This window comes from Thalassolituus oleivorans MIL-1 (assembly GCF_000355675.1).
Lineage (GTDB): Bacteria > Pseudomonadota > Gammaproteobacteria > Pseudomonadales > Oceanobacteraceae > Thalassolituus > Thalassolituus oleivorans.
The window spans coordinates 2,075,072-2,101,767 of sequence record NC_020888.1; the positions used below are offsets into that span (position 1 = coordinate 2,075,072).

At 46.4% G+C, this 26,696-nt stretch carries 23 protein-coding genes; 13 read left to right on the forward strand and 10 right to left on the reverse strand.

Going from position 1 to position 26,696, the window contains the following annotated elements; all coding sequences use genetic code 11:
* Positions 1 to 186 precede the first annotated feature (186 nt).
* Both TOL_RS09435 and TOL_RS09440 read left to right on the forward strand, forming a co-directional pair.
* The gene (locus TOL_RS09435) at positions 187 to 2,982 is read left to right on the forward strand and encodes a bifunctional aconitate hydratase 2/2-methylisocitrate dehydratase (protein ID WP_015487085.1); all 2,796 of its coding nucleotides are present in this window, start codon (positions 187 to 189) and stop codon (positions 2,980 to 2,982) included.
* Between the two features lie 157 nt (positions 2,983 to 3,139).
* On the forward strand, positions 3,140 to 4,471 hold the full coding sequence (locus TOL_RS09440; protein ID WP_015487086.1) for a DUF1963 domain-containing protein: 1,332 nt from the start codon (positions 3,140 to 3,142) through the stop codon (positions 4,469 to 4,471).
* A gap of 214 nt (positions 4,472 to 4,685) precedes the next feature.
* Here the strand turns inward: TOL_RS09440 and TOL_RS19425 are convergent, their stop codons facing one another.
* Complete coding sequence (locus tag TOL_RS19425) at positions 4,686 to 4,820, reverse strand: hypothetical protein (RefSeq protein ID WP_015487088.1); 135 nt, start codon at positions 4,818 to 4,820, stop codon at positions 4,686 to 4,688.
* Complete coding sequence (locus tag TOL_RS09445; RefSeq protein ID WP_015487089.1) at positions 4,813 to 5,019, reverse strand: hypothetical protein; 207 nt, start codon at positions 5,017 to 5,019, stop codon at positions 4,813 to 4,815. Before TOL_RS09445 ends, TOL_RS19425 begins: the two co-directional genes overlap by 8 nt.
* A gap of 267 nt (positions 5,020 to 5,286) precedes the next feature.
* Between TOL_RS09445 and TOL_RS09450 the strand changes: the two genes are divergently transcribed.
* From TOL_RS09450 to TOL_RS09460, 3 genes are all read left to right on the forward strand, one after another.
* Complete coding sequence (locus tag TOL_RS09450; protein WP_015487090.1) at positions 5,287 to 6,441, forward strand: Fic family protein; 1,155 nt, start codon at positions 5,287 to 5,289, stop codon at positions 6,439 to 6,441.
* Between the two features lie 155 nt (positions 6,442 to 6,596).
* On the forward strand, positions 6,597 to 9,314 hold the full coding sequence (gene acnA, locus TOL_RS09455) for an aconitate hydratase AcnA (RefSeq protein ID WP_015487092.1): 2,718 nt from the start codon (positions 6,597 to 6,599) through the stop codon (positions 9,312 to 9,314).
* A gap of 191 nt (positions 9,315 to 9,505) precedes the next feature.
* On the forward strand, positions 9,506 to 10,342 hold the full coding sequence (locus TOL_RS09460; protein WP_015487093.1) for an alpha/beta hydrolase family protein: 837 nt from the start codon (positions 9,506 to 9,508) through the stop codon (positions 10,340 to 10,342).
* Between the two features lie 57 nt (positions 10,343 to 10,399).
* On the opposite strand, the gene TOL_RS09465 is transcribed toward TOL_RS09460, so the two are convergent.
* Complete coding sequence (locus TOL_RS09465) at positions 10,400 to 11,257, reverse strand: SDR family NAD(P)-dependent oxidoreductase (protein WP_015487094.1); 858 nt, start codon at positions 11,255 to 11,257, stop codon at positions 10,400 to 10,402.
* Positions 11,258 to 11,408: 151 nt separating this feature from the next.
* Here TOL_RS09465 and TOL_RS09470 point away from each other — a divergent pair, with 151 nt between their 5' ends.
* The 3 genes from TOL_RS09470 to TOL_RS09480 all read left to right on the forward strand — a co-directional run bounded on the left by TOL_RS09470 (position 11,409) and on the right by TOL_RS09480 (position 14,885).
* On the forward strand, positions 11,409 to 11,816 hold the full coding sequence (locus TOL_RS09470; RefSeq protein WP_015487095.1) for a hypothetical protein: 408 nt from the start codon (positions 11,409 to 11,411) through the stop codon (positions 11,814 to 11,816).
* A gap of 69 nt (positions 11,817 to 11,885) precedes the next feature.
* On the forward strand, positions 11,886 to 13,805 hold the full coding sequence (locus TOL_RS09475) for an MFS transporter (protein WP_015487096.1): 1,920 nt from the start codon (positions 11,886 to 11,888) through the stop codon (positions 13,803 to 13,805).
* 198 nt (positions 13,806 to 14,003) lie between these two features.
* The gene (locus TOL_RS09480; protein WP_015487097.1) at positions 14,004 to 14,885 is read left to right on the forward strand and encodes a poly(ethylene terephthalate) hydrolase family protein; all 882 of its coding nucleotides are present in this window, start codon (positions 14,004 to 14,006) and stop codon (positions 14,883 to 14,885) included.
* A gap of 69 nt (positions 14,886 to 14,954) precedes the next feature.
* Here the strand turns inward: TOL_RS09480 and TOL_RS09485 are convergent, their stop codons facing one another.
* From TOL_RS09485 to aspS, 4 genes are all read right to left on the reverse strand, one after another.
* Complete coding sequence (locus TOL_RS09485) at positions 14,955 to 15,539, reverse strand: hypothetical protein (RefSeq protein WP_015487098.1); 585 nt, start codon at positions 15,537 to 15,539, stop codon at positions 14,955 to 14,957.
* Between the two features lie 201 nt (positions 15,540 to 15,740).
* Positions 15,741 to 16,877 carry a hypothetical protein gene (locus TOL_RS09490; protein WP_015487099.1) on the reverse strand — a complete coding sequence of 379 codons (1,137 nt, stop codon included), beginning with the start codon at positions 16,875 to 16,877 and terminating at the stop codon, positions 15,741 to 15,743.
* Between the two features lie 77 nt (positions 16,878 to 16,954).
* Positions 16,955 to 17,272, reverse strand: coding sequence for a hypothetical protein (locus TOL_RS09495; RefSeq protein WP_015487100.1), 318 nt, complete (start codon positions 17,270 to 17,272; stop codon positions 16,955 to 16,957).
* A gap of 271 nt (positions 17,273 to 17,543) precedes the next feature.
* A complete protein-coding gene (aspS, locus tag TOL_RS09500) occupies positions 17,544 to 19,322 on the reverse strand; it encodes an aspartate--tRNA ligase (protein WP_015487101.1) in 1,779 nt (592 codons plus the stop codon).
* Between the two features lie 351 nt (positions 19,323 to 19,673).
* Between aspS and TOL_RS09505 the strand changes: the two genes are divergently transcribed.
* A complete protein-coding gene (locus TOL_RS09505) occupies positions 19,674 to 20,492 on the forward strand; it encodes an SDR family NAD(P)-dependent oxidoreductase (RefSeq protein ID WP_015487102.1) in 819 nt (272 codons plus the stop codon).
* 127 nt (positions 20,493 to 20,619) lie between these two features.
* A complete protein-coding gene (locus TOL_RS09510) occupies positions 20,620 to 21,006 on the forward strand; it encodes an HU family DNA-binding protein (RefSeq protein WP_015487103.1) in 387 nt (128 codons plus the stop codon).
* A gap of 64 nt (positions 21,007 to 21,070) precedes the next feature.
* Here the strand turns inward: TOL_RS09510 and TOL_RS09515 are convergent, their stop codons facing one another.
* Both TOL_RS09515 and TOL_RS09520 read right to left on the reverse strand, forming a co-directional pair.
* A complete protein-coding gene (locus tag TOL_RS09515) occupies positions 21,071 to 21,859 on the reverse strand; it encodes a hydroxyacylglutathione hydrolase (RefSeq protein WP_015487104.1) in 789 nt (262 codons plus the stop codon).
* A 14-nt stretch (positions 21,860 to 21,873) separates the two neighbouring features.
* Positions 21,874 to 22,332 (reverse strand): HIT domain-containing protein, encoded by a 459-nt coding sequence (locus TOL_RS09520; protein ID WP_015487105.1) that lies wholly within the window; start codon positions 22,330 to 22,332, stop codon positions 21,874 to 21,876.
* Between the two features lie 80 nt (positions 22,333 to 22,412).
* On the opposite strand from TOL_RS09520, the gene TOL_RS09525 reads away from it, so the two are divergent.
* On the forward strand, positions 22,413 to 23,573 hold the full coding sequence (locus TOL_RS09525) for a GNAT family N-acetyltransferase (RefSeq protein WP_015487106.1): 1,161 nt from the start codon (positions 22,413 to 22,415) through the stop codon (positions 23,571 to 23,573).
* 75 nt (positions 23,574 to 23,648) lie between these two features.
* Complete coding sequence (locus TOL_RS09530) at positions 23,649 to 23,861, forward strand: hypothetical protein (protein ID WP_015487107.1); 213 nt, start codon at positions 23,649 to 23,651, stop codon at positions 23,859 to 23,861.
* A gap of 21 nt (positions 23,862 to 23,882) precedes the next feature.
* Here the strand turns inward: TOL_RS09530 and TOL_RS09535 are convergent, their stop codons facing one another.
* Entirely contained in the window at positions 23,883 to 24,968 is a 1,086-nt protein-coding gene (locus tag TOL_RS09535) for a GNAT family N-acetyltransferase/peptidase C39 family protein (RefSeq protein ID WP_015487108.1), read from the reverse strand.
* A gap of 241 nt (positions 24,969 to 25,209) precedes the next feature.
* On the opposite strand from TOL_RS09535, the gene TOL_RS09540 reads away from it, so the two are divergent.
* Positions 25,210 to 26,679 (forward strand): RimK family protein, encoded by a 1,470-nt coding sequence (locus tag TOL_RS09540; protein WP_015487109.1) that lies wholly within the window; start codon positions 25,210 to 25,212, stop codon positions 26,677 to 26,679.
* Positions 26,680 to 26,696: the final 17 nt, after the last annotated feature.

Here is a 26,696-nt window from a genome sequence, read left to right on the forward strand (position 1 = left end):
TGCGCCTGACGCCATTATTGCTGTATACTGCATGCTATCTTAAAAAAGGTAGATCCCTGCATAGGCTGATCGTCTGTTCAGAAAACTACCTTCATACTTAATGGTACTTAGTCAGAACGAAACACTATCCCTCGTTGCTGACTAAAGTGCCCATACGTTGCTACTGAGGCTTTGAGAGGGTCGCTAATGAGTCTGTATTCAGAATATCTGGAAGAAATTGAGGTTCGTAAAAAGGATCTGGGTTTACACCCAAAACCAATCGATAGCGAAGAACTGCTATCTGAAATCATTGCCCAAATTAAAGACACCGGCAATGAGCACCGCGAAGCTTCTCTTAACTTCTTTATCTACAACACTCTGCCTGGTACTACCCCTGCAGCGGTTGTTAAAGCTAAATTTCTAAAAGAGATCGTTCTTGGTCAAGAAAAAGTAGAAGAAATCTCTGCTGAATTCGCACTAGAGCAACTGTCTCACATGAAAGGCGGCCCTTCTGTTGAAGCGCTACTCGACATCGCCCTGTCTGACGACGCGAACGCAAAAGCCGCTGGTGAAGTACTTAAATCTCAAGTATTCCTATACGATGCTGACTATGCGCGCCTATCTGCTGCATTTAAAGCAGGCAACGCCATTGCGAAAGATCTTCTAGAAAGCTACGCGAAAGCGGAATTCTTCACCAAGCTGGACGACATTCCAGAGCAAGTTAAGGTCATCACCTACATCGCTGCAGAAGGTGACATCTCTACTGACCTTCTATCTCCGGGCAACCAGTCACACTCACGTGCTGACCGTGAACTGCACGGCCTGTGCATGATCTCTCCGCAAGCTCAGCAAGAAATCAAAAAAATGGGCGAAGACAACCCAGACGCTAAAGTGATGCTGATCGCTGAGAAAGGCACCATGGGCGTAGGTTCTTCCCGTATGTCTGGTGTGAACAACGTGGCACTGTGGGCCGGTGAAAAAACCTCTCCATACATCCCGTTCATCAACAACCGCCCTGTGGTTGCTGGAACCAACGGTATCGCACCTATCTTCCTGACCACGGTTGGTGTAACCGGCGGTATCGGTCTTGACCTGAAAAACTGGGTTAAGAAAGTAGATGCGGACGGTAACCTAGTAAAAGACGCAAATGGCGACCCAGTATTGGAAGAAGCCTACTCTGTTAAGACAGGTACCGTTCTGACCATCGACACCAAAGCCAAGAAGCTGCTCGACAGCGAAGGCAATGTACTGGTAGACGTTGCATCAGCATTCACTCCACAAAAAGTGGAATTCATGAAAGCTGGCGGTTCTTACGCAGTAACCTTCGGTAAGAAACTGCAAACCTTCGCTGCTGAAACTCTGGGCATTGAAGCGCCGGTTGTTTACGCTGCCTCTAAAGAAATCTCTATTGAAGGCCAAGGCCTGACGGCTGTTGAAAAAATCTTCAACCGCAACGCAGTGGGTGTTAAGTCTAAGACTCCTCTACACACAGGTTCTGACGTTCGCGTTAAAGTGAACATCGTAGGTTCTCAAGACACCACTGGCCCAATGACCTGTCAGGAACTAGAAGCCATGGCTGCTTCTACTATTTCTTCAGACGTTGATGGTGCATTCCAGTCTGGTTGTCACACAGCCTCTGTATGGGACAACAAAGCGAAAGCCAACACGCCTAAACTGATGGCATTCATGAACGCATTCGGCGTAATCACTGCACGTGACCCGAAAGGCGTTTACCACTCAATGACCGACGTAATCCACAAAGTATTGAACGACATCACTGTTGATGATCGCGCAATCATCATTGGTGGAGACTCTCATACTCGTATGTCTAAGGGTGTCGCGTTCGGTGCTGACTCTGGTACGGTTGCCATCGCACTTGCGACTGGTGAATGTGCCATGCCAATCCCTGAGTCTGTAAAAGTGACCTTTAAAGGCCACATGAAAGACCACATTGATTTCCGTGATGTTGTTCACTCAACTCAAGCACAAATGCTTAAGCAATTCAGTGGCGAAAACGTATTCCAAGGTCGTGTCATCGAAGTACAAATCGGTACGCTACTGGCTGACCAAGCATTCACCTTCACTGACTGGACTGCAGAGATGAAAGCGAAAGCGTCTATCTGTATCTCTACTGACGAGACTCTAATTCAGTCTCTAGAGCTTGCTAAGTCACGTATCCAGATCATGATCAACAAAGGCATGGAAAACGAAGCGGGCATGCTACAAGGTCTAATCGACCTAGCTGACAAGCGTATTGCCGGCATCAAGTCTGGTGAAGAGCCAGCGCTTGCGCCAGACGATACTGCTAAGTACTACGCTGAAATCGTGGTTGATTTAGACCAAATCGACGAGCCAATGATTGCTGACCCAGACGTAAACAACGAAGACGTATCTAAGCGTTATACCCACGATGTTATCCGTCCAGCGTCATACTACAACGACCGTAAAGTTGACCTAGGTTTCGTTGGTTCTTGTATGGTTCACAAAGGCGACATGCAAATCATCGCTGCAATGTTCCGTAACATGGAAAAACAAGGCAAAGAAATCAGCTTCAAAGCACCGCTTGTGATCGCGCCGCCAACTTACAACATCGTTGATGAGCTAAAAGCAGAAGGTGATTGGGAACTACTAGAGAAATACTCTGGTTTCGAATTCTCTGATGCCAACCCGAAAGAAGCAGCACGTACTAAGTACGAAAACATCATGTACCTAGAGCGCCCTGGATGTAACCTATGTATGGGTAACCAAGAGAAAGCAGAAGCAGGTGATACTGTTCTTGCCACCTCTACCCGTCTTTTCCAAGGCCGTGTAGTAGAAGACAGCGCCGAGAAGAAAGGTGAATCACTACTAGGTTCAACACCAATGGTTGTGCTTTCTTGTATCCTAGGTCGCTTCCCGACGTTAGAAGAGTACAAAGAAGCAGTAGACGGTATTAACCTAACTAGCTTCGCGCCACCTTCTAAAGATCTAGCGCGTCCAGCGATCCCTCTGAAAGCTGTTTAAGCTTTTGAGGGAAATAGCCCGCTGCCCTGATCTTCAGGTTGAGGCAGCGGGCTAAGCAAATAAAAAACCGGCACTCGAAAGAGGCGCCGGTTTTTTTGTTATTGTGACAACCAGAAACACTGCATTATTATGTAATAAAAATGAGATGGAGCTTCAGATGACTTATAGTAAAGACGAGTATATTTCTAAATTTGGTAAAGATGCGTTCTTTCTACTTAAGTCTATTTTTAACACTGGAAAGCTTAGTTATTTTGGTGGATATCCAACTTTACCTAAAAATATTAAATGGCCGACGACCATGTACTCAGGAAAAGTAGTACAACTCCCTTTTCTTGCTCAAATTAATTTAGCCGACTTAAGTGAAACACAAGAAGAACTCCCAAAAGCAGGCATTTTATATTTTTTTTACGACATAACGTTTGATGAACGTGCCCGCCCCTATCCTGTCTGTGTTGTTTATTCTGACTCAATCTGCAATGAAATAACTTTACCTACGATTGAAATGCTACCTTCATTTAACGATGAGATGATGATGACGGGGCTTTTTCTTTTCCGTCATAAAGAGGTCATTGAATCTTATCCAAGAGCTTGCTTCCCAAAATATGAAATATCCCCAGTAAAATTTAAAGACATTGGCAACCCAATCTATAGCTACAATGAAGAAAACCGGGATGACAGACGGGATGAACAAGACAGAATCATTTCAGATCAAATAGACTTAACATACAAAATAAATTGCTTTGAGCACCAATATAAAACCGACCTATCAATTTACGAAGTAGTTGGACGGGAAAACTTACCTCAATGGCTCGTTGGGCAAATCGAATATATGGGCAACCGAATTGAAAAAGGTACTTTTGTAGAAAATTGGCCACAAGCTTGGTTACATATAGAGTTTTTCTGCACAGTATTAACAAAGGAGCTTAAAAGAGGGAATCAACTTCAAGAAGTAAACGAAAATTATCAGTTATTATTAGAACTGCAAAAAGAAACTGATAACTGGCTTTATCAATCAAAACTCCAGAAGTTTGATCAGAAAGTACCTAGAAATATATCTTCCGAATTCAAAAATTGGGTAACTAATAGTTATCTTTCTTCTGTACATAACACTTCTAAATCGAAAGTTCTATTTAAAATACGCATTGCTATTGAAACATCAATTTCAAGCTTTCCCGAAGCTCGTAATTGGTTAATTGATCTAACAGCAAATGGCACATCAACATTTAACAAGATTGAGTTAGAGAGAATTGAGAGCTATATAAAAGTAAGTTGCCGTCAGCCTCACCAAGTGCTTGGCTATGGTATACCCGATGGAGCTAGGACTTATGATGAAGGTTCATATCAAGATTCAATTCTTCTTTTACAACTTGGTTTTGATGATACGATGATGTGGGGATTCGGAGATTTGGACTGTCTTCAATTTAGAATATCCCAAAAAGACCTTAAAGAGTTAAGGTTTGATAAAGCCACCATGGAATTAATCATGTAGTTCGAATTTTATTTATAGAGCACCATGACCATTAATACATTTTTAGTATCAAGGTAGACTGCTGAATTACATGGACGGTCATAGTAAGAGACTGTTGACAATTGATAGGCCGGCAGGTTTGTACCAGCTTTGAACAGTCGGCGTAATTCAGACCAACCCATCATCTTCATATACTGCAGAAAAACTGACTGAAAATTTTAAAAGCTGCTATTTTTTAAATTTTATTTTTCGCTTTTTGCATTGCCAGAAATACTTTTATTTTTGCATCTTTGGCATCGATTTCACCAGCAAGAGGCTTCAGCTGCTTATCCTGCTCTGACACCTGGCTGGAATCTTTTATATTAGTCATCTTTATCATCCTTTTCATATTCGTCAGGGCCACTCAGAAATTTTTTCATATCCCCCGACGCGAGCCCCTCCGGCTCTTCAAGATTGTCTGCGTTATTGTTGCGGATAAGCTGCTTTGTCCGCTTGATGGCACCCTGAATCGTTTCGGCTTTCATCTCACTCCGCTTCTCCGCCACGCTTTTGACTTTTTCATTGCTCATAGTCTGTCCCTCACAGCCTGATATAAAGATAATCTGCCTTGGTTTCTTGCTTCTCGGGTTCTACCTCCTACCGACACCCAGCTTACCCTAATAGCGTTTAGCTCCATAATCAGCCACAAAGCTACCATTCTCAGCTCATGCAGAAAACTGCTTGAGCCGCAAAACTTGCCTTTACGGCTCAAATAACCAACAATAATGAGCCGCAAATGTGAAATTTGCGGCTCATAGCACTATAAACAAGGCACAACACAACCACCCGGGCAGTCCATGAACTACATCTGGCAACACAAACATTGGCCCAGCTTCAGCTACGACAGCAGCAAGCTATCAGCTCTGGCTTACCAATACGCCAAGCAAGCCTCCCAGCTGTCCGGCCGCCTGTCGCAGACGGATCAGAGGGACTCTATCGCCGCTCAGTTGGATCTTATGGTGGATGAGGCGATCAATACCAGCCTGATTGAGGGTGAGAGCCTGAACCCGACCAGTGTGCGCTCCTCATTACAGAACTATCTGAACCTGACCCCTAATCCCATCAACGTCGCTGACGTTAAAGCCGAGGGAATGGCGGCGCTGCTTGTGGACGTGCGCAAACATTTCAATAAGCCACTCAGCAAAGAGATGCTGTTCAACTGGCACCGTATGGTGCTCGCAGGCTTTGAAGACAATATCCTGCACAACGAACTCACTGTAGGCCAATGGCGTGATAGCCCAGAGCCCATGCAGATCGTTTCTGGGCCGGTTGGATATGAGCGAGTGCACTACGAGGCACCGGCCGCTCAGAATCTCGATGAGTTAATGGCTGAGTTCCTGAACTGGTTTAATAATCCAGACAGCCAGCAAGTGCCGGGCGTGATTCGCGCCGGCATCGCGCATTTGTGGTTTGAGGTTATTCACCCGTTTGATGACGGTAATGGCCGTATCGGCCGTGCCATCATCGAATATGCCCTTGCGCAAGACCTGGGCATGCCAGTCATACTCAGCATGTCGACACATATAGAAAAGAGCAAAAAGGAATATTATCGCCAACTGAATGCCGCAAGTTGCTGCGACACGTCTGAACTGGATGACCCTGCCGTGCTCGACATCACTGCCTGGCTCAGCTGGTTTATCCAAACCCTGATGGCTGCACAACGAGAAGCCGCAGATAAGGTAGCGACGATATTTGAGAAAACCGATTTCTGGCAGCGACACAAGAATACGGAGTTGTCAGAGCGTCAGAAGACGGTTTTAAACAAGGTATTCAAAGCTGGGAAAGAAGGCTTCCCTAACGGGATAAGCGCGCAAAAATACGCCGCGCTAGGCAAATGTTCCAAGGCCACCGCGACCCGTGATTTGGGTGACTTACTCGCCAAGAAATGCGTACGGTCGGAGGGGGTTGGTCGTGGGCTGCGATATTTTATAGCACTATCACCCGCTCCCTGACACAAAGAGTGCTGACGTTTACGCTTGAATTACGCAAAGTTGTATACAATCCCGCCCAACCGGCGCTCGCAAACCTTGATTTACCCCCTCATGTCGCTAAAATTGCTGACAATTCATAAGCTTCCGGCACACCCTGTTCTCACTAGGTACCCAGCATGACATCAGCCACTAATTTTGACCCATCCAGCTCGATCAAGACTCTGCCAGGCACGTCCCATCGTTTTCACAGCCTGCCAGAGACGGCAGAGCGCTTAGGTATCAATCTCGATGAACTGCCCTTCTCTCTGCGCCCGATTCTTGAGGGCATCGCTCGTAATGTCGGCAAAAACGGCATCACGGTTGAGCAGCTGCAGGCTCTGGGTAACTGGCCAGCGCATCAGGGCACCGAGCCGGTAGAGATTCCGTTCACGGCGGGTCGTGTGATCATGCACGATCTGAGTGGTACGCCAGCCATCGTCGATTTCGCGGCGATGCGCTCTGCGGTACAGCGTATGGGTCTTGATCCAGCGATCATTGAGCCTCTGGTGCGTGCTGATCTGGTGATCGACCACACGGTGACTATGGATAACACCGGCAGCCCGGCGTCGCTGCGCATTAATGGCGAGTTGGAAGCCGCACGCAACAAAGAGCGTTATGGCTTTCTCAAATGGGGGGCGCAGGCGTTCAATACTATTCGTATTATTCCGCCGCAAACGGGCATCGTGCATCAGGTGAATCTGGAGTATCTGGCTCAGGGCTACCTCAATCAAGATGACCTTATGATCCCGGATACGCTCATCGGTATGGACAGCCACACCCCAATGGCCAACGCGCTGGGTATTGTTGGCTGGGGCGTGGGTGGTATTGAAGCCGGTGCGTCCATGCTGGGCCAGCCAATGCAGATGCTGGCACCAGAAGTGATTGGTGTTGAGCTGACGGGCGCTCTGAAAGAAGGCGTGACCGCAACCGACCTAGTATTAACCATCACCGAAATGCTGCGTAAATACCCGCGCGGTGTTGTGGGCAAATTCGTTGAATACGTGGGTGAAGGCAGCGCTAATCTGTCACTGCCTGACCGCGCGACCATTGCCAACATGTCACCAGAATACGGCGCGACCATGGGCTTCTTCCCGTTTGATGAAATCGCCGCTGATTACATGAAGGCGACTGGCCGTGATGGCGACTTGCCGCTGGCCTACTATCAGGCGCAGAACATGGCGTGGAAAGCTGGCCAGAAACTCCCGCGCTACACTGACCTGCTGCACCTTGATTTATCGACAGTTGAGCCTTCCGTTGCCGGACCTAAAAAACCGCAAGACCGTCTACCTTTGGGCGATATCGGCAAAGTATTCCAACAGACAGCAACGGTTGGCTCGCGCACCCCGGAAGAAGTCACTGTCACGCCTGTTAAGGCTGACGAAGCCGGTATCTTCCAATCGCTGCCGGAGCGTACTCTGAAAGACGGCGATATTGTGATCGCGGCGATTACCGCCTGCACCAACACCTCCAACCCGGGTCTGTTGATTGCCGCAGGCTTGCTGGCGAAAAAAGCCAATGAACTGGGCATGAAAGTGCCCGATGGTGTAAAAACCTCTTTTGCCCCAGGGTCACCGGTGGCAACCGATTTCTTAACCAAAGCTGGGTTGCAGGCGCACCTCGATGCCCTCGGTTTTAACACCGCAGGTTACGGCTGTACGACCTGTGTTGGTAACTCTGGCCCACTGGCACCGAGTATTGAAGCGGCGTTGCGTGACCACGACGTTATTGTGTCTTCCGTGTTATCCGGTAACCGTAACTTCGAAGGCCGCGTCCACCCAGATGTCGACACCAACTTCCTGATGTCGCCGCCGCTGGTCGTTGCTATGGCCATCGCCGGTAATGTGAATATTGATGTCACTAAAGAGCCGCTGGGCAAAGACGCTCAGGGCAATGATGTATTCCTGAAAGATATCTGGCCGAGCAACGCGGAAATCACGCAAACCATGCACGAATGCATGGACCCGAAAGCCTTCCGTGAAACCTACGAAAACTCACTCGCTGGCCCGGAGACCTGGCAGACGCTGGAATCACCGACCGGCCCGGTGTATCAGTGGGACGAAAAATCCAGCTACATTCAGGAAATCTCTTTCTTCGATGGTTTCGCTCTGGAGACACCAGAAGATTCACTGAACAACATCAGCAACGCACGTATGCTGGTGATGTGTGATGACAACACCACTACCGACCATATCTCGCCTGTGAGCCGCATCCGCCCGGATTCACCACCGGGAGAGTACCTGTTGTCGATCGGCGTTGATGCTAATGATCTGACCTCCCTCGGCGCACGTCGCGGTAATCACCACGTTATGCTGCGCAGTATCTTCGGTAACGTCAAAGCAAGAAACCTGATGCTGCCGGGCACCACAGGGGCGGTGACGAATTACTACAACACTAACGGCGACGCGGAGAAGATGTCGATCTACGATGCCGCATCCCGCTATCAGCAGGAAGGCACGCCGTCCGTCGTATTCGGCGGCAAGCTGTATGGCACGGGTTCATCACGGGACTGGGCTGCAAAAGGCCCGGCGCTGTTGGGTGTGAAAGCGATTATTGCCGAGAGCTTTGAGCGTATTCACAAGTCCAACTTAGTCGGCATGGGTGTACTGCCACTGCAATTGCCAGAAGGCGTGACGCTGGGTTCTCTGAACCTGAATGGCTCTGAGACTTTTGATCTGGCGGGCATTGATACTATGGCGCCACGTGGCTCTGTGACGCTGACGATCAAGCGGACTGACGGTTCAACCGAACAGGTCGAGCTACTGTCGCGCGTGGATACCTCATCGGAGCTTGAGCAGATTCGCCACAAGGGCATTCTGCCGATGGTGTTGCGCGATATTATCGCCGCCAACAGCTAGAGCCACTGCTCTGATTGCTTCAGATAAGTAAGACTGCCCTCTTTTATCTCAGCTAGCCTGAAATAAAAGTAAAAAGCCCGCTAGGAAACTAGCGGGCTTTTTTATTATGAATAGAAAGTTGCAACTCTTCTTCAAGCCGTTTAGGTTTCATATAAATCATTACTTAAAAACAATAAAAAGATGGAATACGTATGACAACCCAATTTACACGTCTGCCTATACGATTACTGCTAGCACTCATTCTAAGTTCAATTCAGGTAAAAGCTCTGGCTCAGACTTGCCAACACGAAATGCCCGCTACCGAAGCCTATAAAGAGGCCGTATTTTTTTACCCATGTGAGCTATCGGCGCCAACACCTGCAACCACCCTTACTGCAGGCTACAACAATACTTATCGGAATCTTCAATGGATGGCCGAAGCAATGGCCGACGCAGGTTACGTTGTACTCGCAATGTCCCCAATTGATATCTACGGCGACGTACCGCAATGGACAGCGGCTCATCTTGGCGGACAAAAAACACTCATCGCAGAAAACAACCGAATCGACAGCCCATTAAAAGGCAAAATCGATATCGAACGCCGCGGCATCGCTGGTTTCTCCATGGGCGGTGGCGGGACCCTACTAGCCGGTAGTGAACTGCAAAAAGACGTTAAAGCATTAGCGGCCTTTGCACCATTTTTGAAAGCGGAAGATCGCTTAAAAGTAAACGTTGCAGTACCCACCATGATTCTTGCGGGAGATCGTGACTTACTCGTAACCAACGAGTCTATTGAAGAGATCTACGGCCGAGTGACCAGCGCTGGAGTTGATAATGCGCTGGCTGTTTATCGTAACGGTCGTCATCAACAATGGTATCGGGCAGAAATCACCACCAATCGTGAAAGCTATAAAGCCATGGCAATTGCTTGGTTTGATCTGTATTTAAAGGGTGATAAGTCAGCGGCCAAATATCTCGAGACCATACGAAAAGACGTTGGCACAAATGAGGAATTATTGAGTCGCTACGAATTGAATATTAAGCAATAACGAGTAAGTCCGGTAGAAATAGAAGTGCTGTCAGAATGGCAGCACTTCATGCTTTAGTCAGCGTTTATATTGCGGATGTGTAAACGAAGATCCTGCTGTTTCAGGAGTTGAAGCACGTTCCACTTTGCCAAATAGCCAATGCGAAAATACAGGGGAAATGCGATTCATAACGTACATTACCCAAGCTTCCGGAGTGACCGGTAATATACCTTTATTCTTTTTCACGGCCTTAACAATCGCCGCAGCAACTTTATCGGGGCCATAACCGCGTTTGGCATAAATTTTATCAATTTTATTGCGAATGCCTGCTTCATCAGCCGCCCCCGCCATACGGGTTTCATTAATAATATTGGTATGTACAACCCCCGGGCATACGGTAGTAACGCCAATACCGAATGGACGCATATCTTCACGCAACGCCTCAGTAAAACCAAATACTGCAAATTTGGATGTGTTGTATCCCAACATACCCGCAGACGCATAATAACCGGCAGCCGATGCGACATTAACGATATGCCCACCCTGCTTACGCTCTACCATTTTCGGTACAAACTGTTTGCAGCCGTGCATTACTCCCCAAAGATTGATGTTCATCACCCACTCAAGGTCTTCTTCCGATACATCCAGTAAACCACCGGCTAAGCCAACACCGGCATTATTCACCAATACGTCGACAACGCCGACTTCTGCAGATACCCGCTCAGCAAACGCTTTCATCGAATTCTTACTCGCAACATCAACAACGTCAGTAAGAACCACCGCGCTACCGATAAGATCCGCAGTTTCGGCCACGGCTTCGGGTTTGATATCACATAGCACGAGCTTAGCCCCTTCCTTTGCAAAGGCTTTGGCGGTTTCACGACCAATACCACTGCCTGCGCCGGTTACGAGAACAATTTTGCCAATGAGATTCATAGAAATACCTTAAAGCTAATTTTTTGTTATTCACTGAGAACCATTTAAGCAGGTTTGCACGTTGGGCCAAGGTTCATAACCGCCAGTGTCGGTGGGTGGCCGGATCTGTAACTGATATAATGTCGCCTTACTCAAATTCAGTGCGCGCATCATGCTCCATTATCAACTTATTATTCGACTTCAGCATACGGATCGCCGTGGTAACCCGTTAAATTACCCAACCGACCTGCAAAATCTCGAATGGAAAAATGACAAATTTTCAATTTCTGCATCCATTGAACGCATCCGCACGAATAACGATATTTCAGTGCAAGAAACTCCTAAATTAGGCTGGAATTTAGGAGACTTGCTGTTCTATAAAGACAAAGCTGGAATGATTTGCTGGCGAGAGCAAGATGAGAAAGGCGAGGTTCAATTCATTCAACACAATGTTCTGGAAACGCCGTTCCAACATACTTATACAAGACGTTTCCGCAGCGAAACCGACGAACACATACTTTGGTGCTATCAGGCTCAACAAATTGATTTGCACCTCGCTGCAAATACCCCTGACAAATAAGCCTACTGACAGGAAGCAACGTAAGATAGATAATCTGGTTAGCTAATAACAATTTCACAAGGAACGCACATGGAAGGCCAAAACAAACAGCCACTCAACAATCCTGCCCCGCGCGAACATTCGCAATTCGCTCTATTGGGCTCTCGTCGTTTTGCCCCCTTCTTCTGGACCCAGTTTTTAGGCGCATTTAACGATAACGTGTTTAAGAATTCGTTGATGGCCATGGTGACCTTCGGCTTATTAAGCTCGGGACTCGATCTTAACTTGATGAATAATCTTGGTGCCCTCCTCTTTATTTTGCCCTTCTTTTTGTTCTCTGCGCTGGCAGGACAATTGGCTGACAAGTATGAGAAGTCTCATTTAATTCGCTACGTCAAATTGCTTGAAATCGTCATTATGATTCTTGGCAGTGCTTGTTTCTTAATGGGTTATACATGGGGCTTAATGCTGTTGCTATTTTTAATGGGCACACAGTCGGCCTTCTTTGGCCCAGCGAAATACAGCATTATTCCTCAGCACTTGCGTTCCGATGAATTAGTGGGCGGCAATGCCTTGGTAGAAATGGGTACTTTCCTTGCGATTCTTCTCGGCACGATTACAGCAGGCCTGTTCGCTATCAGCGACCAAGGTCCAGAGATTATTGGCGCCATTATTATCGCTATCGCCTTACTGGGGTATATCACTAGCCGTAAGATACCTAGTGCGCCGTCGTTAGGTAATGATATTAAAATCAACTTCAATCCTTTTACCGAAACGTGGCGGACGGTTGCTTTTAGTCGCACTAATAAACCCGTCTTTTTAGCCATTATGGCAATCTCTTGGTTTTGGTTTTTAGGTGCGGCCTACCTAACGCAACTCTATGGATTTACGCGTTTAAACCTTGGCGGTGATCAAAGTGTAGTGACCGTTCTTCTCGCCACCTTCTCTATCGGTATCGCCCTAGGCTCTCTACTTTGTGAACGTTTATCTGGGCATAAAGTGGAACTCGGACTAGTACCGTTTGGCTCTATCGGATTAACTATTTTCGGCTTGGATTTATATTTCCATCCACTTATCGCGGCCGGAACCGAGCTTATTAATGCTCAGACATTTATTAGCCAGGCGGGTGCTTGGCGCGTCATCGCTGACTTTGCCCTGATCGGTATTTTTGGCGGCTTTTACATAGTGCCGTTATACGCCATGGTGCAAGAGCGTTCGGAAGAAGCACATCGTTCGCGGACAATCGCCGCGATCAACATTATGAACGCTCTATTTATGGTACTTTCAGCAGCAACCGCCTTTGTACTGTTAGGTATATTTGATTGGAGCATTCCTGAGTTCTTCGCCTTGCTGGCAGTACTGAATGCTCTGGTTGTTATCTACATATATACCGTGATTCCAGAATTCGCGATGCGCTTTTTAATCTGGATGATCACCCATACTATTTACCGTGTTACTCATACCGACTTGCATAAAATTCCGCAAGAAGGCCCATGCGTACTCGTGTGTAATCATGTCTCGTTTATGGATGCCTTAATTATCGGCGGGGCTTGTCGACGCCCTGTTCGCTTTGTAATGTTTAAGCCCATTTTTAACATCCCCGTTCTCAACTTTATTTTCCGTACTGGCAAAGCCATACCAATAGACTCCAAGAAAGCCGATCCAGAAGCGTATGAAATGGCGTTCCAACGCATATCTGAAGAATTACGTGATGGCCAAGTGGTGTGTATATTTCCAGAAGGAAAGCTGACAACCACCGGAGAAATGGACACTTTCCGTAATGGTGTAAGCAAAATTTTGGAAAGTGATGCCGTGCCCGTTATACCTATGGCATTGCGTGGTTTATGGGGCAGCTTTTTCAGCCATAAAGGTAGCCCAGCCCTCACCCGCATGCCGCGTCGCTTTTGGTCACGAGTAGAGCTGATTGCAGGCGACCAAGTTCAGCCCATGGATGCGTCACCAGAATATTTACAAGAACGTGTACTGTCCTTGCGCGGTGACATCAGATAGCTCATTAGGGTATCGAACGGAACTCGCCATCGCTCCTATTGATACCTAATGATCACCGAAACTCTGTGATTCATCGTCATATATGGCCAATTATGTACCCCGATGGGACTACTTTAGAAAAAGTCGAAAAAAGCGAATGACGTCACACTTGAGATCCGTATTCTGGCCCTACTAATTATAAAAATAGCAGGGTCAGGTATGAAATATTTAACCGCTTTCCGTATTGCACCGATTGCGTGTGCAGCGCTCCTTCAAGGTTGTTTTGGTGGCGGTGCACCAACAGAACCCACAGATCCAACCGCTCAAGACTTAACTAATCCAGGTAGCTACGAAATATGCTCATACGAAGACGGCATCGCTTCTAGTAGCTACGCATCTGCGCGTATTACTTATCCTTGCGATCTGAATGATGGCCCGTACCCTGCCACTACGTTAACTGGCGGCTTTACTAATACTAAAGAACAAATGGAATGGCTGTCTGAGCATCTGACCACTCATGGTTACGTTGTTATCACCATGACACCAACTAACACTTTAGGATTTCCACCAGTATGGGCAACAGCACAACATGGTGGTTTTGACATGTTGGCAACTGAAAATAGCCGCACTGGCAGCCCTATCAAAGGCGAAATTGATCTTGATAACCGTAACCTTATGGGCTTTTCTATGGGCGGCGGCGGCGTATTATTAGCAGCCGGAGAAATGGGAACTGGCTATAAGAGCGCTATCGCACTAGCACCTTGGTTAGGTCAATACTCACCTTCATACGAAAACATTCAAGAGCCAATGCTGGTGCTAGGCAGTGAAAACGACGAACTCGCCTACTACAGCGATGTTTTCTACGCCTCATTGCCAACCAATATCGAGCGAGGTTTGGCAATTTATACTGGTGCTAGCCACTTTGACTGGTTCGGCAGCAGCAACCCAGATCAAAAAGCTAAGTTCCGCACTCTAGTAACTGCATTCTTAGAAGTGCAGCTAAAAGATAACCAAGCCGCAGAAAGCTACTTTAATGGTGCAGAGCACGACTCTCATGTAGCGGAGAGCTGGTTCTCTATGTTCGATTATCAAGCTCAGTAATTACTGAACGATTTTGAACCATAAAAAACCCGCATTATGCGGGTTTTTTATTGGATGATAATTCAGTCATTATTCACCGAACTGCCACCATTTTTTCTCTTTCTTTTCTTCTTTCTCTGCTTTATTTGCAGCTTCTTTCGCAGGTGCAGCTTCGTTTTTAGCACGATCTTCTACTTCAGCACGCTTCTTTTCCATAGCTTCTATTTCTTCGCGTTTCGCCTTACGCTCTTCAAGCTCAGCCTTTTTTGCGTCCATTTCTTCGCGCTTAGCCTTACGATCTTCAAGCTCTGCACGTTTTGAATCCATTTCTTCACGCTTAGCTTTACGCTCTTCAAGTTCAGCGCGTTTTGCATCACGTTCAGCTTTTGTTTTTTCTATCTCGGCTTTTTTGCCAGCTTTACCATCCAACTCAGCTTTCTTTTTCTCCATGGATTCGCGTTCTGCTTTACGAGCTTCTAGCTCAGCGCGCTTACTATCCATTTCTGCTTTCTTAGCATCCATCTCGGCCTTTTTGCCTTTCATTTCAGGATGCATTTCATCACGCTTTTGCTTAATCGCTTCGACTTGCTCTGGCGTCAATTGCTTAGAATCGTCGGCGTATACAGGCAAAGCTAATGCTGTGCCCATGATAAGAGCTAATACGGTGTGTTTCATAATTATCATTCCTCTTTAAGATGAGAATAACCGCCGAGGCTAAATAGGGTTCCGGCAGTACTGGCAAACATTACCACAAAGACTATTTCAACCGTACCAATGCAGAAGAAAAGCCTAAAAACAATGGACATAAAAAAACAGGCGCCGAAGCGCCTGTTTAATTTTTCATCCACCAAGTTTGCACTTAGTTAGATAAACACCTTACCGCAGTACTGGATAATCGGTAGAAGTACCGAAATCCCAAACGGTGGCATCCCAATCGGCGAAGATGGTTGGATCACAACTTACATCGCCTGGGGCTGTTGGGCATTGGAGTTCGAAGGTTAACTTGCCGTCACCGCCCATAGGAATATTATTGACTGATGCTGGCAAACCGCTGGCTAAATCAGCATCCCAATAAGTATCTGTTACGTTAAATGCACTTTCAACCAATTCAGCAGACGCCCAATTAGAGCCTAGTATGCCTGCCGCCCACTGACTAGCACCCGAGTTAATCGTTGCTGTAACAATAACATTATCAATTTCAACAGACGTTAAATCGTAATCGATATAAGAAACCGCAGCCCCTACAATTCCTCCGGTACAACAATCATCTGCATTAATGTTTCCACTAACAGAAACATCTTGAATAACTGAACTACCCGAAATGGCACCGGTTACCCCACCGACATAACGATCTATAGATTGAATATTCCCAGTGAAGCTAGAACGAGTTAATTGCGAACTTCTCATATCCCCAAAAAATCCACCCGTGAAATAAGATGTAGTTGTAAATGGACTGCCAACTTCCTGCTTAGCCATAACATCTGCTTGCACTTGACATTGGCTAACAGTTGAATCAGCTACAAGTGAAGCTACACCACCATTACTAAAACCATAAGAAGAAACCTCGCCACTGATAGTACAATTAGTAAGACTGCTAAAACTCATTATTGATGCAACTCCTCCAGCATTGTCGTCTGTCGAAATAGTGCCATTGAAACTAAGATTCTCTAACACTAATAAACTACCGAGAGACACACCCATTGCAGAACTAAAAATCCCCCCCGTATTCGAATAGGTATTCAACGTACCAGTGACCGCTATATCCGTTGCCGATATAGCATCCTTGAAAGAACCAATAACGCCTCCAACAGAGCTATACCCTTCCACTGTAATATTATTTACTGAAATATTATTTAGTATTGAGCCTTTGGCATAACCAGCCAGACTACCGACATAGTTACGAGACTGAATTCCATTGGCTAGAATTTTTGGACTATCCAATTCGATATTTCTAAATTCTGCGTTAATTACCTTACTAAATAACCCGGCGTAATTACTATTAAATCCAGACATGTAAAGATTAGAAATTGTGTGCGAGTTTCCCTCAAATATCGCAGTAAAATTTGAAATAGAATACCGAGATATCCAACCTATCGGTGTCCACCCCAAACCATTATTCCAGAACTCATCACCTGCGTCGGCAACGCCATTGCCGTTAGTATCGAAGTCCAGATCATTAACCAGCTCATAACCGTTACAGCCAGTGGCAGGACAACCTGTGCTATCGCCAAGCTTGTACCAGCAAGGTCGTAACGCATTAAATCGAGCTGTTGTAGTGTGCTGATTTCAATTAGGCCGTCATCATCTATATCAACGTCGGCGGCGGCATTAGCAACCTGCCCTAAGGTCACTGCGACGGTCGTAGCCAATATGGCTTTCGTCAGGCGAGAGTATCTCGGATTGTTCATAAATATCCCTTTAATGAGAATGGTGTTATTGGTCCTCCCGCATCACTACGGAGAAGATTTAGGAGCTTAACGAGAGGAGTTTGCGTTTAACCAGTGCAATGCCGCAGGCAGTGAGCAGTTTGTTGCGACTAGGCCAATGATTTTCAAAATGGTGACAAAGTCACGATAGTCAGTCTGACACCGACTAATGCTTTGAGTTGATGCTGAGAAATCAATTCAATAAAAAAGGCGCCGAGGCGCCTTTCTTATTTAACGAGCTGAATGGTGAGTATTACTCAGCCACTGGCTTCGCTTTTTCACGCAGTTTGATATGCAACTCACGCAACTGTAGGTTGCTTACTTCACCCGGTGCTTGTGTCATAACGCAGGCCGCCGACTGAGTTTTCGGGAAGGCAATGACTTCACGAATAGATTGAGCACCAGTCAACAACATGATCAAACGATCTAGGCCGAACGCCAAACCACCGTGTGGGGGTGCGCCGAATTTTAATGCGTCTAATAAGAAGCCGAACTTCTCGCGTTGTTCTTCTTCGCTAATGCCCAGCACTTTAAATACTGTGTGCTGCATAGATTCATCATGAATACGAATAGAACCACCGCCCAACTCACAACCGTTAAGTACCATATCGTAAGCACGAGATAATGCTTCAAGAGGCGCATTTTGTAGCTCTTCAGCACTGCATGACGGTGCAGTAAACGGATGGTGCAACGCAGAGATAGACCCGTCTGAGTTCTCTTCAAACATTGGGAAATCAACAACCCATAATGCCGCCCATTCTGCGGTGTACATGTTGAGATCTTCACCAATTTTACAACGCAATGCACCTAACGCTTCGTTTACAACTTTTGTGCTATCGGCACCAAAGAATACGATGTCGCCGTTTTTAGCGCCCAACTTATCCATAATTTTCATGGTGTTGTCATCGCCGATAAACTTGATGATTGGCGACTGTAGGCCTTCTACACCTTTTTCGATTTCGTTAACTTTGATCCACGCCAAGCCTTTAGCACCATAGATGCTAACAAACTTAGTGTATTCGTCGATTTGCTTACGGCTTAACTCTGCACCGCCCGGCACTTTAAGTGCTGCAACACGGCCTTTAGGATCTTTTGCTGGGCCAGCGAATACTTTGAATTCGATATCTTGCAAGAATTCGGCAACGTCGACCAATTCCATTGGAATACGCAAATCTGGCTTGTCTGAACCGTAACGGCTCATGGCTTCTGAGAATGGCATGCGTGGGAAATCACCCAAATCCACATTCAATTCTTTCTCAAAAATTTGCTTAATCATGCCTTGGGCAAGGCCCATGATGTCTTCTTCATTAATGAAAGAAGCTTCAACGTCGATCTGAGTAAATTCAGGCTGACGATCAGCACGCAAATCTTCGTCGCGGAAACATTTAGCAATTTGGTAATAACGATCGAAACCAGCAACCATCAACAACTGCTTAAACAACTGTGGTGACTGCGGCAATGCGAAGAACGAGCCTTCGTGCGTACGACTAGGCACTAAATAATCGCGCGCACCTTCTGGCGTAGCACGAGTCAGAATCGGGGTTTCAATATCTAAGAAACCGTTATCTTCTAAATAGCGACGCGCAGATGAGGTTACTTTCGAACGGAAACGCAGCTTGTCTTGCATCTCTGGACGACGCATATCCATGTAGCGGTATTTCAGACGAACTTCTTCACCCACATCGCTGTAACCATCTAGCGGGAACGGCGGAGTTACGGCCTTATTTAGGATTGTGATCTCTTTACCTAAGATCTCAATCATACCGGTGCGCATATTCGCGTTCGTAGTGCCTTCTGGGCGAGCGCGAACACGACCAGTGATTTGGATAACGAATTCCGAACGGACACTGTCGGCAGTATTAAACGCTTCAATGGTATCGGGATCGAATACTACCTGCACCAAACCTTCGCGGTCGCGCACATCAAGGAAAATCACACCACCGTGGTCACGGCGACGATGCACCCAGCCACAGAAAGTTACGGTTTGGTCGATCAAAGCTTCGTTGATATCACCACAATAGTGAGTGCGCATTGCTTGGTCCTGCATCAGTAGTCATAAGTTGAGGGCCAACACCTTAGGGGCGCCCTATGCATTCTTGTATATTCTCGGTGCGATTCGACCCAGTATCAGCGTCGACCGCGACTCACTGTAACAAACATTCCTGAACGTAGGACAGCGAGCATCAATAAATAAGCGGGGCATTATAGCGAATAGAACGGCTAGCTGTTAAGGCAAGTTGCAACAAAAGGTGGTGTTAAACGGGTAATTGCAGCAAAAACGCCGAACTACGACGTAAATGCACCTTGAGATGCCCCGTGGCTCCTGTAGTCTGCATCTCAACTTCACTAACACAACAACAAAGAATTTCGAAGGAATCTATTCATGCAATCATTCGCAAATAAAGTCGTCGTTGTCACTGGCGCGGCGTCAGGTATTGGCCGTGCATTAGCACAACAGCTCAGCATGCAAGGCGCAAACCTCGCGCTATCTGACGTTAATATGAATGGTTTAGAAGAAACCCGCAGCACTCTGCATGGCAAAGGCAAAGTCACCCTACATACGCTCGATGTATCTAATCGAGCAGCGTTTGAAGCCTATGCCGAACAGGTGTTAGAAGATCATGGCCAGGTTGACATGATCATCAACAATGCGGGCGTTGCATTATCTGAAACCGTCGAACGTATGACGTATGAAGATATGGAATGGATTGTAAATATCAACTTCTGGGGGGTTGTTTACGGCACCAAAACCTTCTTGCCGCTATTAAAAGCACGTCCAGAAGCTGCCATCGTCAACGTATCAAGCATCTTCGGGATTATCGCCCTACCTACTCAGTCAGCTTACAACGCCACTAAGTTTGCGGTTCGTGGCTTCACGGAGTCGTTACGCCAAGAGTTAAAGAACACCAATGTCTTCGTCACGACGGTGCACCCTGGCGGTATCAAAACGAATATCGTTAACAATGGTCGAATGAAAACATCAATGACCGGCGACAAATCATTAGAGCAGCAAGCCAAAGAATTTGAAAAGCTGGCTCGCACGACTCCTGCACAGGCCGCGGACGTGATCCTAAATGGCGTCAAAGGCGGTAAGCGTCGCATTCTAATTGGACCAGATGCTCGCCTCATGGATCGTATTCAACGTATCGTACCAGTGAAATACAGCGACGTATTTGCTTGGTTCTTAAAAAAGATGGGCTAATTGGTGACATAAGCCCTAAAAAATAGGGGTTTGCCGCTTGCACGCCTCTCTTTTTTGCATAAGAATCGTTGAGCCTCTCGGTTTTCGAGTGACGCTCTTCCGGTATATTGATAACAAGGAATACACTATGGCTGTGAAAAAAGCCCCTGCGACGACTGCTGCACCTGCCGCAGCTCCAGCTGCACGCAAAGTTACTGCTTTAAAAGACAAGTACACCAAAACTCAGATTCTAAATGAAATTGCTGAAAACACAGGCCTTACTCGTAAGGAAGTGAATGCAGTTTTAGAAGAGCTGGGCATCGTGATTGAACGTCACATCAAGAAGCGTGCTGTAGGCGAATTCACCCTACCAGGCCTATTGAAGATCAAGACCATTAAGAAGCCAGCTCAAAAAGCGCGTAAAAACGTTCCAAACCCGTTCCGTCCGGGCGAAACAATGGACGTTGCAGCTAAGCCAGCCACTACTCGTTTGAAAGTGTTACCGCTGAAAAAGCTGAAAGATATGACTCTGTAATTTGTATCTTTGAAAAAAGAAACATAAAAAAAGCGGCGCAAGCCGCTTTTTTTATGCTGATTCCTCACCATTTATCACGCATCGTTCTCAATGCTTTAAATACATCACGATCACTCAATCCTAAATGGGGAAATTCTCTTTCTAATTGCTCTCGAATTGATTTTTCATGCAACCGTAAAAATGGATTATATTGTCGCTCTTCCCCCAACGTCATAATAGGCATTTCATCTGGTGCGAATGCCGACACCTGATCCTGCCAATAGCTAATCATGTTATTACTAGGTTCGCGAGCGCTGGCAAAAGCTAAATTATTTTTCATATAATCATGGCCGGGATATATCAAAGTGCTATCGGGTAGTGGCATCAACTGTGATACGAAAGTATCGTACATTACATCCACATCACCACCGTTATAGCAATTGCCAGCACACGCATTGAATAAAGTATCACCTGAAAATAGTACCGGCTCTGCAGTATCTTCTTTCGCTAGTAAGCATAAATGAACCGGGGTATGGCCAGGAGTAAATAGTACAGTTAAATGAATACTACCGAGGTCAATAAAATCCCCTGCTACCAATCCATGGCTTTGATTAGGAATTTTACCTAAAGCATTCTTATGCGCCCAAATTTTAGCGCCTGTTGCAGCCTGCACAACAGGGTTGCCTTCAATATGATCATGATGTTCATGCGTATTTATAATCAACTTAATTGTTAAGCCTTCTTGTTGAGCTAACGCTAACATGGCCTCACCATTAAATGGATCAAGAGCAATAGCCTGCCCAGTTTCTTCACACGCAATTAAATAATTAAAATTACGTAATGGATTATTCATAAACTGGCGATAAATACGCATAGCTAAGCCTCTTGTTACCAGTAAACCGTATTTTCTTCATCGTTTTCCAAGTATGAATCCGACACAAAATGACTCGACAATAAATCTTTTATTTCCGCTACACGCGCTTCTAACAGCTCAGCGCTGTACTTTACTGCTGGGCTATGGCCCCAAACAGGCCCTGGCCAAGCAGGATCATCAGCAAACCGTACCACATGATGAACGTGCAACTGTGGAACAACATTACCCAATGCGGCAATATTCATCGATTTAGCAGCAAAATGATCGGCTAATTTTTCTGCGACCCAAGTCGATTCTTCCATCAACTGCGCACGCTCCTGCGCCGACAAATGATAATACTCAAACACGTCATTGCGCGCAGGCACCAAAATCAACCACACATAACGGCTATCGTTCATCAACAACACTTGGCATAGCGGCAAGCGACCTACAAATACGGTATCACCTTGCAGGCGTTCATCTAACCGGAACATAATCACTCTCCAAACACATTCAACAAAACCTATATGATAGCTCTAATGATAGGTGTACTCAGGCAGCAGGTCACTGATTTATGGCGAGTTTCGAACAAGTAGGCAGTATCACTCAGTTATCGCGCCCTCAATGGCAAGCGTTACGAGATACTCGTTATCCTTTTTTAGACTACGATTTCCTCGCAGCACTCGAAAACACTGAATGCATTGGTGACGACAGCGGCTGGATACCGGCCTACTTCGCGGCATTTGAAAACCAGCAATTAATCGCGGCTATGCCCGCCTTCATAAAAGAGCACAGTTACGGCGAGTATGTTTTTGACTGGAGTTGGGCTGATGCCTATCAGCGCAATGGATTAGCCTACTACCCTAAACTTTTAGCCGCTATTCCTTTTACCCCAGCTACTGGGCCGCGTTTAATCGGTGATCAATCTCTATGGCCTGATGCTCTAGCAGCCATCAGCGAATACTGCCTAACAAAACGATTATCGGGATGGCATATCAATTTCCCCGAAACGAATACGCTCGCACAGGTTAAAAAATTTAAGACAGATAATAATCAAGCTTCTTTGATCCGTAATGCTTGCCAGTTTCACTGGTACAATCGCGCCTATCAAGACTTTGACCAATACTTAAATCAGTTCACCAGCCGCAAACGCAAAGCCGTGCGCAAAGAACGAGAAAAAATTGCTGCACAAGGCATTCGTATGACGCGCCTTACCCATGAACAAATAACGCCTGAACATGTCGCGTTCTTTTACCAATGTTATCAAATCACCTATTTACGCCGTCGCTCGCAAGGCTATTTAAATCAAGCCTTCTTTCAACAATTGCGATCTACGATGAACTCACAAATGATGATGGTGCTAGCACATAAAGACGAACAGCCGATTGCAGCGGCTTTATGTTTTTACGATGACGACAACCTTTATGGGCGTTATTGGGGAGCCATCGACGACTTCGATTCTCTGCATTTCGAGGCGTGTTACTACCAAGGGATTGAATTCTGTATTGAACAAGGTATCGGTCACTTCGACCCCGGCACTCAAGGCGAACATAAAATCAGTCGCGGCTTTGAGCCTATGCTGACACACAGTGCTCATTGGTTAGTGCATTCGCAATTCCACGACGCCGTAGATAATTTTTTAGCAGAAGAACGCCAACACATATTAGCTTATCAACGCGATGCCAAAACCTTACTGCCATTTCGCGACGGCTTTACCCTGCATGACAGTGAGTAAACATCGTCTCATCAAGGCTGGCCCAATGACGGCTGGTTTGTTATAACTGCGCGCGTCTAACGTAAGGTGACACCGATGGCATTACGAGCGTACAAAGTTGAACACATCTTGGTTTTTGCTAGCCGAGGTACAGAAGCGAAATTACTCGCCGCCCCTAAATTACGGCCAATGGAAGAATGGCGTGAAGACGTCGCCGCTTGGGTTGCTCTACGAGCAGGTCGCGCACCAGAACTCGATGAACTCGTGGATGGCAGTAAAGAAGAACCCTACATCCACGAAGCTAATTGATCCTTGGCCAGTATATTCAAGCTATCGAATAAGAAGCGCGGCCATATATCGCTTCGTTCCGTACTGAATCATAGCGCCAAAATTATCTAAGCTCACCGGCACATACATATTGTCGGTTGCAACCTGATCGAGCTCTTCATCAATGTCAGGATCATTCAAATAGGCATAGTCGTCATCAATCGCAACCAGCCATACCCAATGAGGTGCCTTATTACGATTTAATCGATAAGTGCTAATCAGCAATAAAATACGGTTCCCCTGCGCCAATGCTAAGCGCAAATCGGCAACCGTATGCACACCGGTATCGGTCGTCACGCCATCACGATCACAGCGGGCTTGAAAATCCTCACCTACTAGCGTCATTAGTTCGCGTTTGTGCTCGCTACGCACCCCGTCTAAAAACGCAATCGAGCGATCAGATAACCACATAGTTACGTCGTGACCGCGTTTAAGCGCTGCCAATGCCAATCCTTGCGGAGACGTACCACCATGCCCAGTCGTGAGATATATCGTTGTCGCTTCACGCCATAAATTAAGCTCTTCTAAGCGAGTCATCGTAAAGTCAGGATCAATGCTATGAAGCGCCATCATCAGCGCAGATGGACCACAGGTAAATGGCGTTGTCTGGGCGTAAAAGGGCAAATCATGAGGGATGGCTACAGTAGGTTTTAAATGCTTTTCTAAACGCCAACCGTCGGCACCGTCTTCGTAGTAACTCTTAAGCGTACGAATAATCCGATAGCCCGAAGATTCATATAGTGTTTTAGCGGCCATGTTATCTTGACGAACTTCTAAACGCATAAACAACACATGACGTCGCAATGCCTGCTGCTCGACACAATGCAGTAACTGACTGCCAAAACCGCGTCCTCTGGCGGCTGGATCAACAGCGATAGAATAAAGGCGAGCCAACGATGTTCCGCGATGAAATAGCACTAATGCATAAGCTTGAATGGGATTTCCTAAACACCAAAGCTCGCTGTGCTCACTGCGAATGAAGTGACGAAAACGCCGTGCCGATAAACTGTCGCCAGTGAAGCTCGCTTGCTCTAACTCGGCAAGAGCGGCTACATCAGCAAGTGTCGCCAAACGAGGCTCCATATTCATCTTATACAGCATCCAAAACACTAAGCTGCGGCGTCAGCAAATGGGTCGCCGGAAAGCGCTGAGCATAGTCCTACGCTAGGCTAAAAAAAAGTGTTTAGTTTATTTTTTTCATTCATCTAAACCAAAAAAAAATTATTTAGTCGTATTTCGGTTTTTATTGGCATACAACAATTTTTAGTCCTACTATAAGCAGAAATCGGGAATCGATTTTTGTTCTTTCTTTGTCTGTTATGGACCCCTCATGAAACCATTGCTCGTTCTGTTAGACCAGTTGACCGACTGGAGCCCTTATTATCCAACCAATCAAGTCGTTGCGATTGAGCAGTACCTGAGTGACTTTGCCGAGACCCGAGGCTATGTCATCAACCTGTGCCGCGACTATAGCTATCTAAGCTCTGGATATTACGGATCACTATTAGCAGAAGCCCGCGGCGGACAGGTATTTCCGTCGGTACGCGCCATACGAGAACTCAATAGTTTCGAGGCAGGTCAACCACTCCCACTCCGTCATGGGCGAGTATTGGACGGCGTTTGGAAAAAACACAAAAACGAAGATAACATTGATTTGCGTTGTTACTTCGGCCAAACCGAAAATAGCGAATTGGTGGGGGTGGCTAAACGCCTGTTCGATACCTTTGGTTTTCCAGTATTGGATGTCACTCTCACTCGACATCAGGCTGGTGTGTGGACTATTAGTAATATCCAAGCACGCTCTTTGGATGAATTAGATGAAGCCGCCGAGACTCAATTTGCTGCTGCACTGGATGCCTTCAGCCATAAAATTTGGCGCAACCGTCGTAGTAGTAAACGCTACAAATACGATCTTGCCATTCTGGTAAATCCCGATGAACAGTTGCCACCATCCAATAAAGGTGCTTTGAAAGCATTTGAAAAAGCAGGTAAGGATATCGGCCTTAATGTTGACTTCATTACCCACAAAGAGGCATCTCGCATCGGCGAATATGATGCGTTATTTATTCGCGAAACAACACGCGTAGACCATCACACCTATCAAATAGCTCAGAATGCTGAGAACCTTGGCTTGCTCGTGATTGATAGTCCAACGGACATCATGCGTTGCTCCAACAAAGTATATCTGCACGAGCGCTTACATCGCTATGAAGTAGACACCCCTAAAACTCGGCTCATTATGGGTAAACTAGATAACGATCTTGACGAGCTTATTGCCGACCTAGGTCTTCCCATCATTGTTAAAGTACCGGATGGTTCTTTTTCTATTGGTGTAGAAAAGGCCAAAACGCGCGCTGACTTAGTCGAATGCATCGACCGCTTAAGCGAACGCTCAGCCTTACTTTTGCTACAAGAATTTATGCCAACCGATTACGACTGGCGTATAGGCATCATGGATAACCAAGTGATTTATGCCTGTCGCTACTTTATGGCGAAAAGCCACTGGCAGATATATAACCATAGCGCCCGATCTCATCGCTCCGGCAACGCCGACGCAATGGCGGTTGATAAGGTTCCGAAGAAAGTGATTAAAACAGCTCTTAAAGCGGCAAAGTGTATGGGGAATGGATTTTACGGCGTTGATCTAAAAGAAAGTGGCGATCGCGCTGTCATTATTGAAGTTAACGACAACCCTAGCATTGATATGGGGGTTGAAGATCTTCATAGCGGCAACCTGCTTTACCAGCAAATCATGGGCACGATGTTAAAACAGTTAGACGAACTCAATGGACGCCGCTAAGCGTCCAAAAGCCTCGA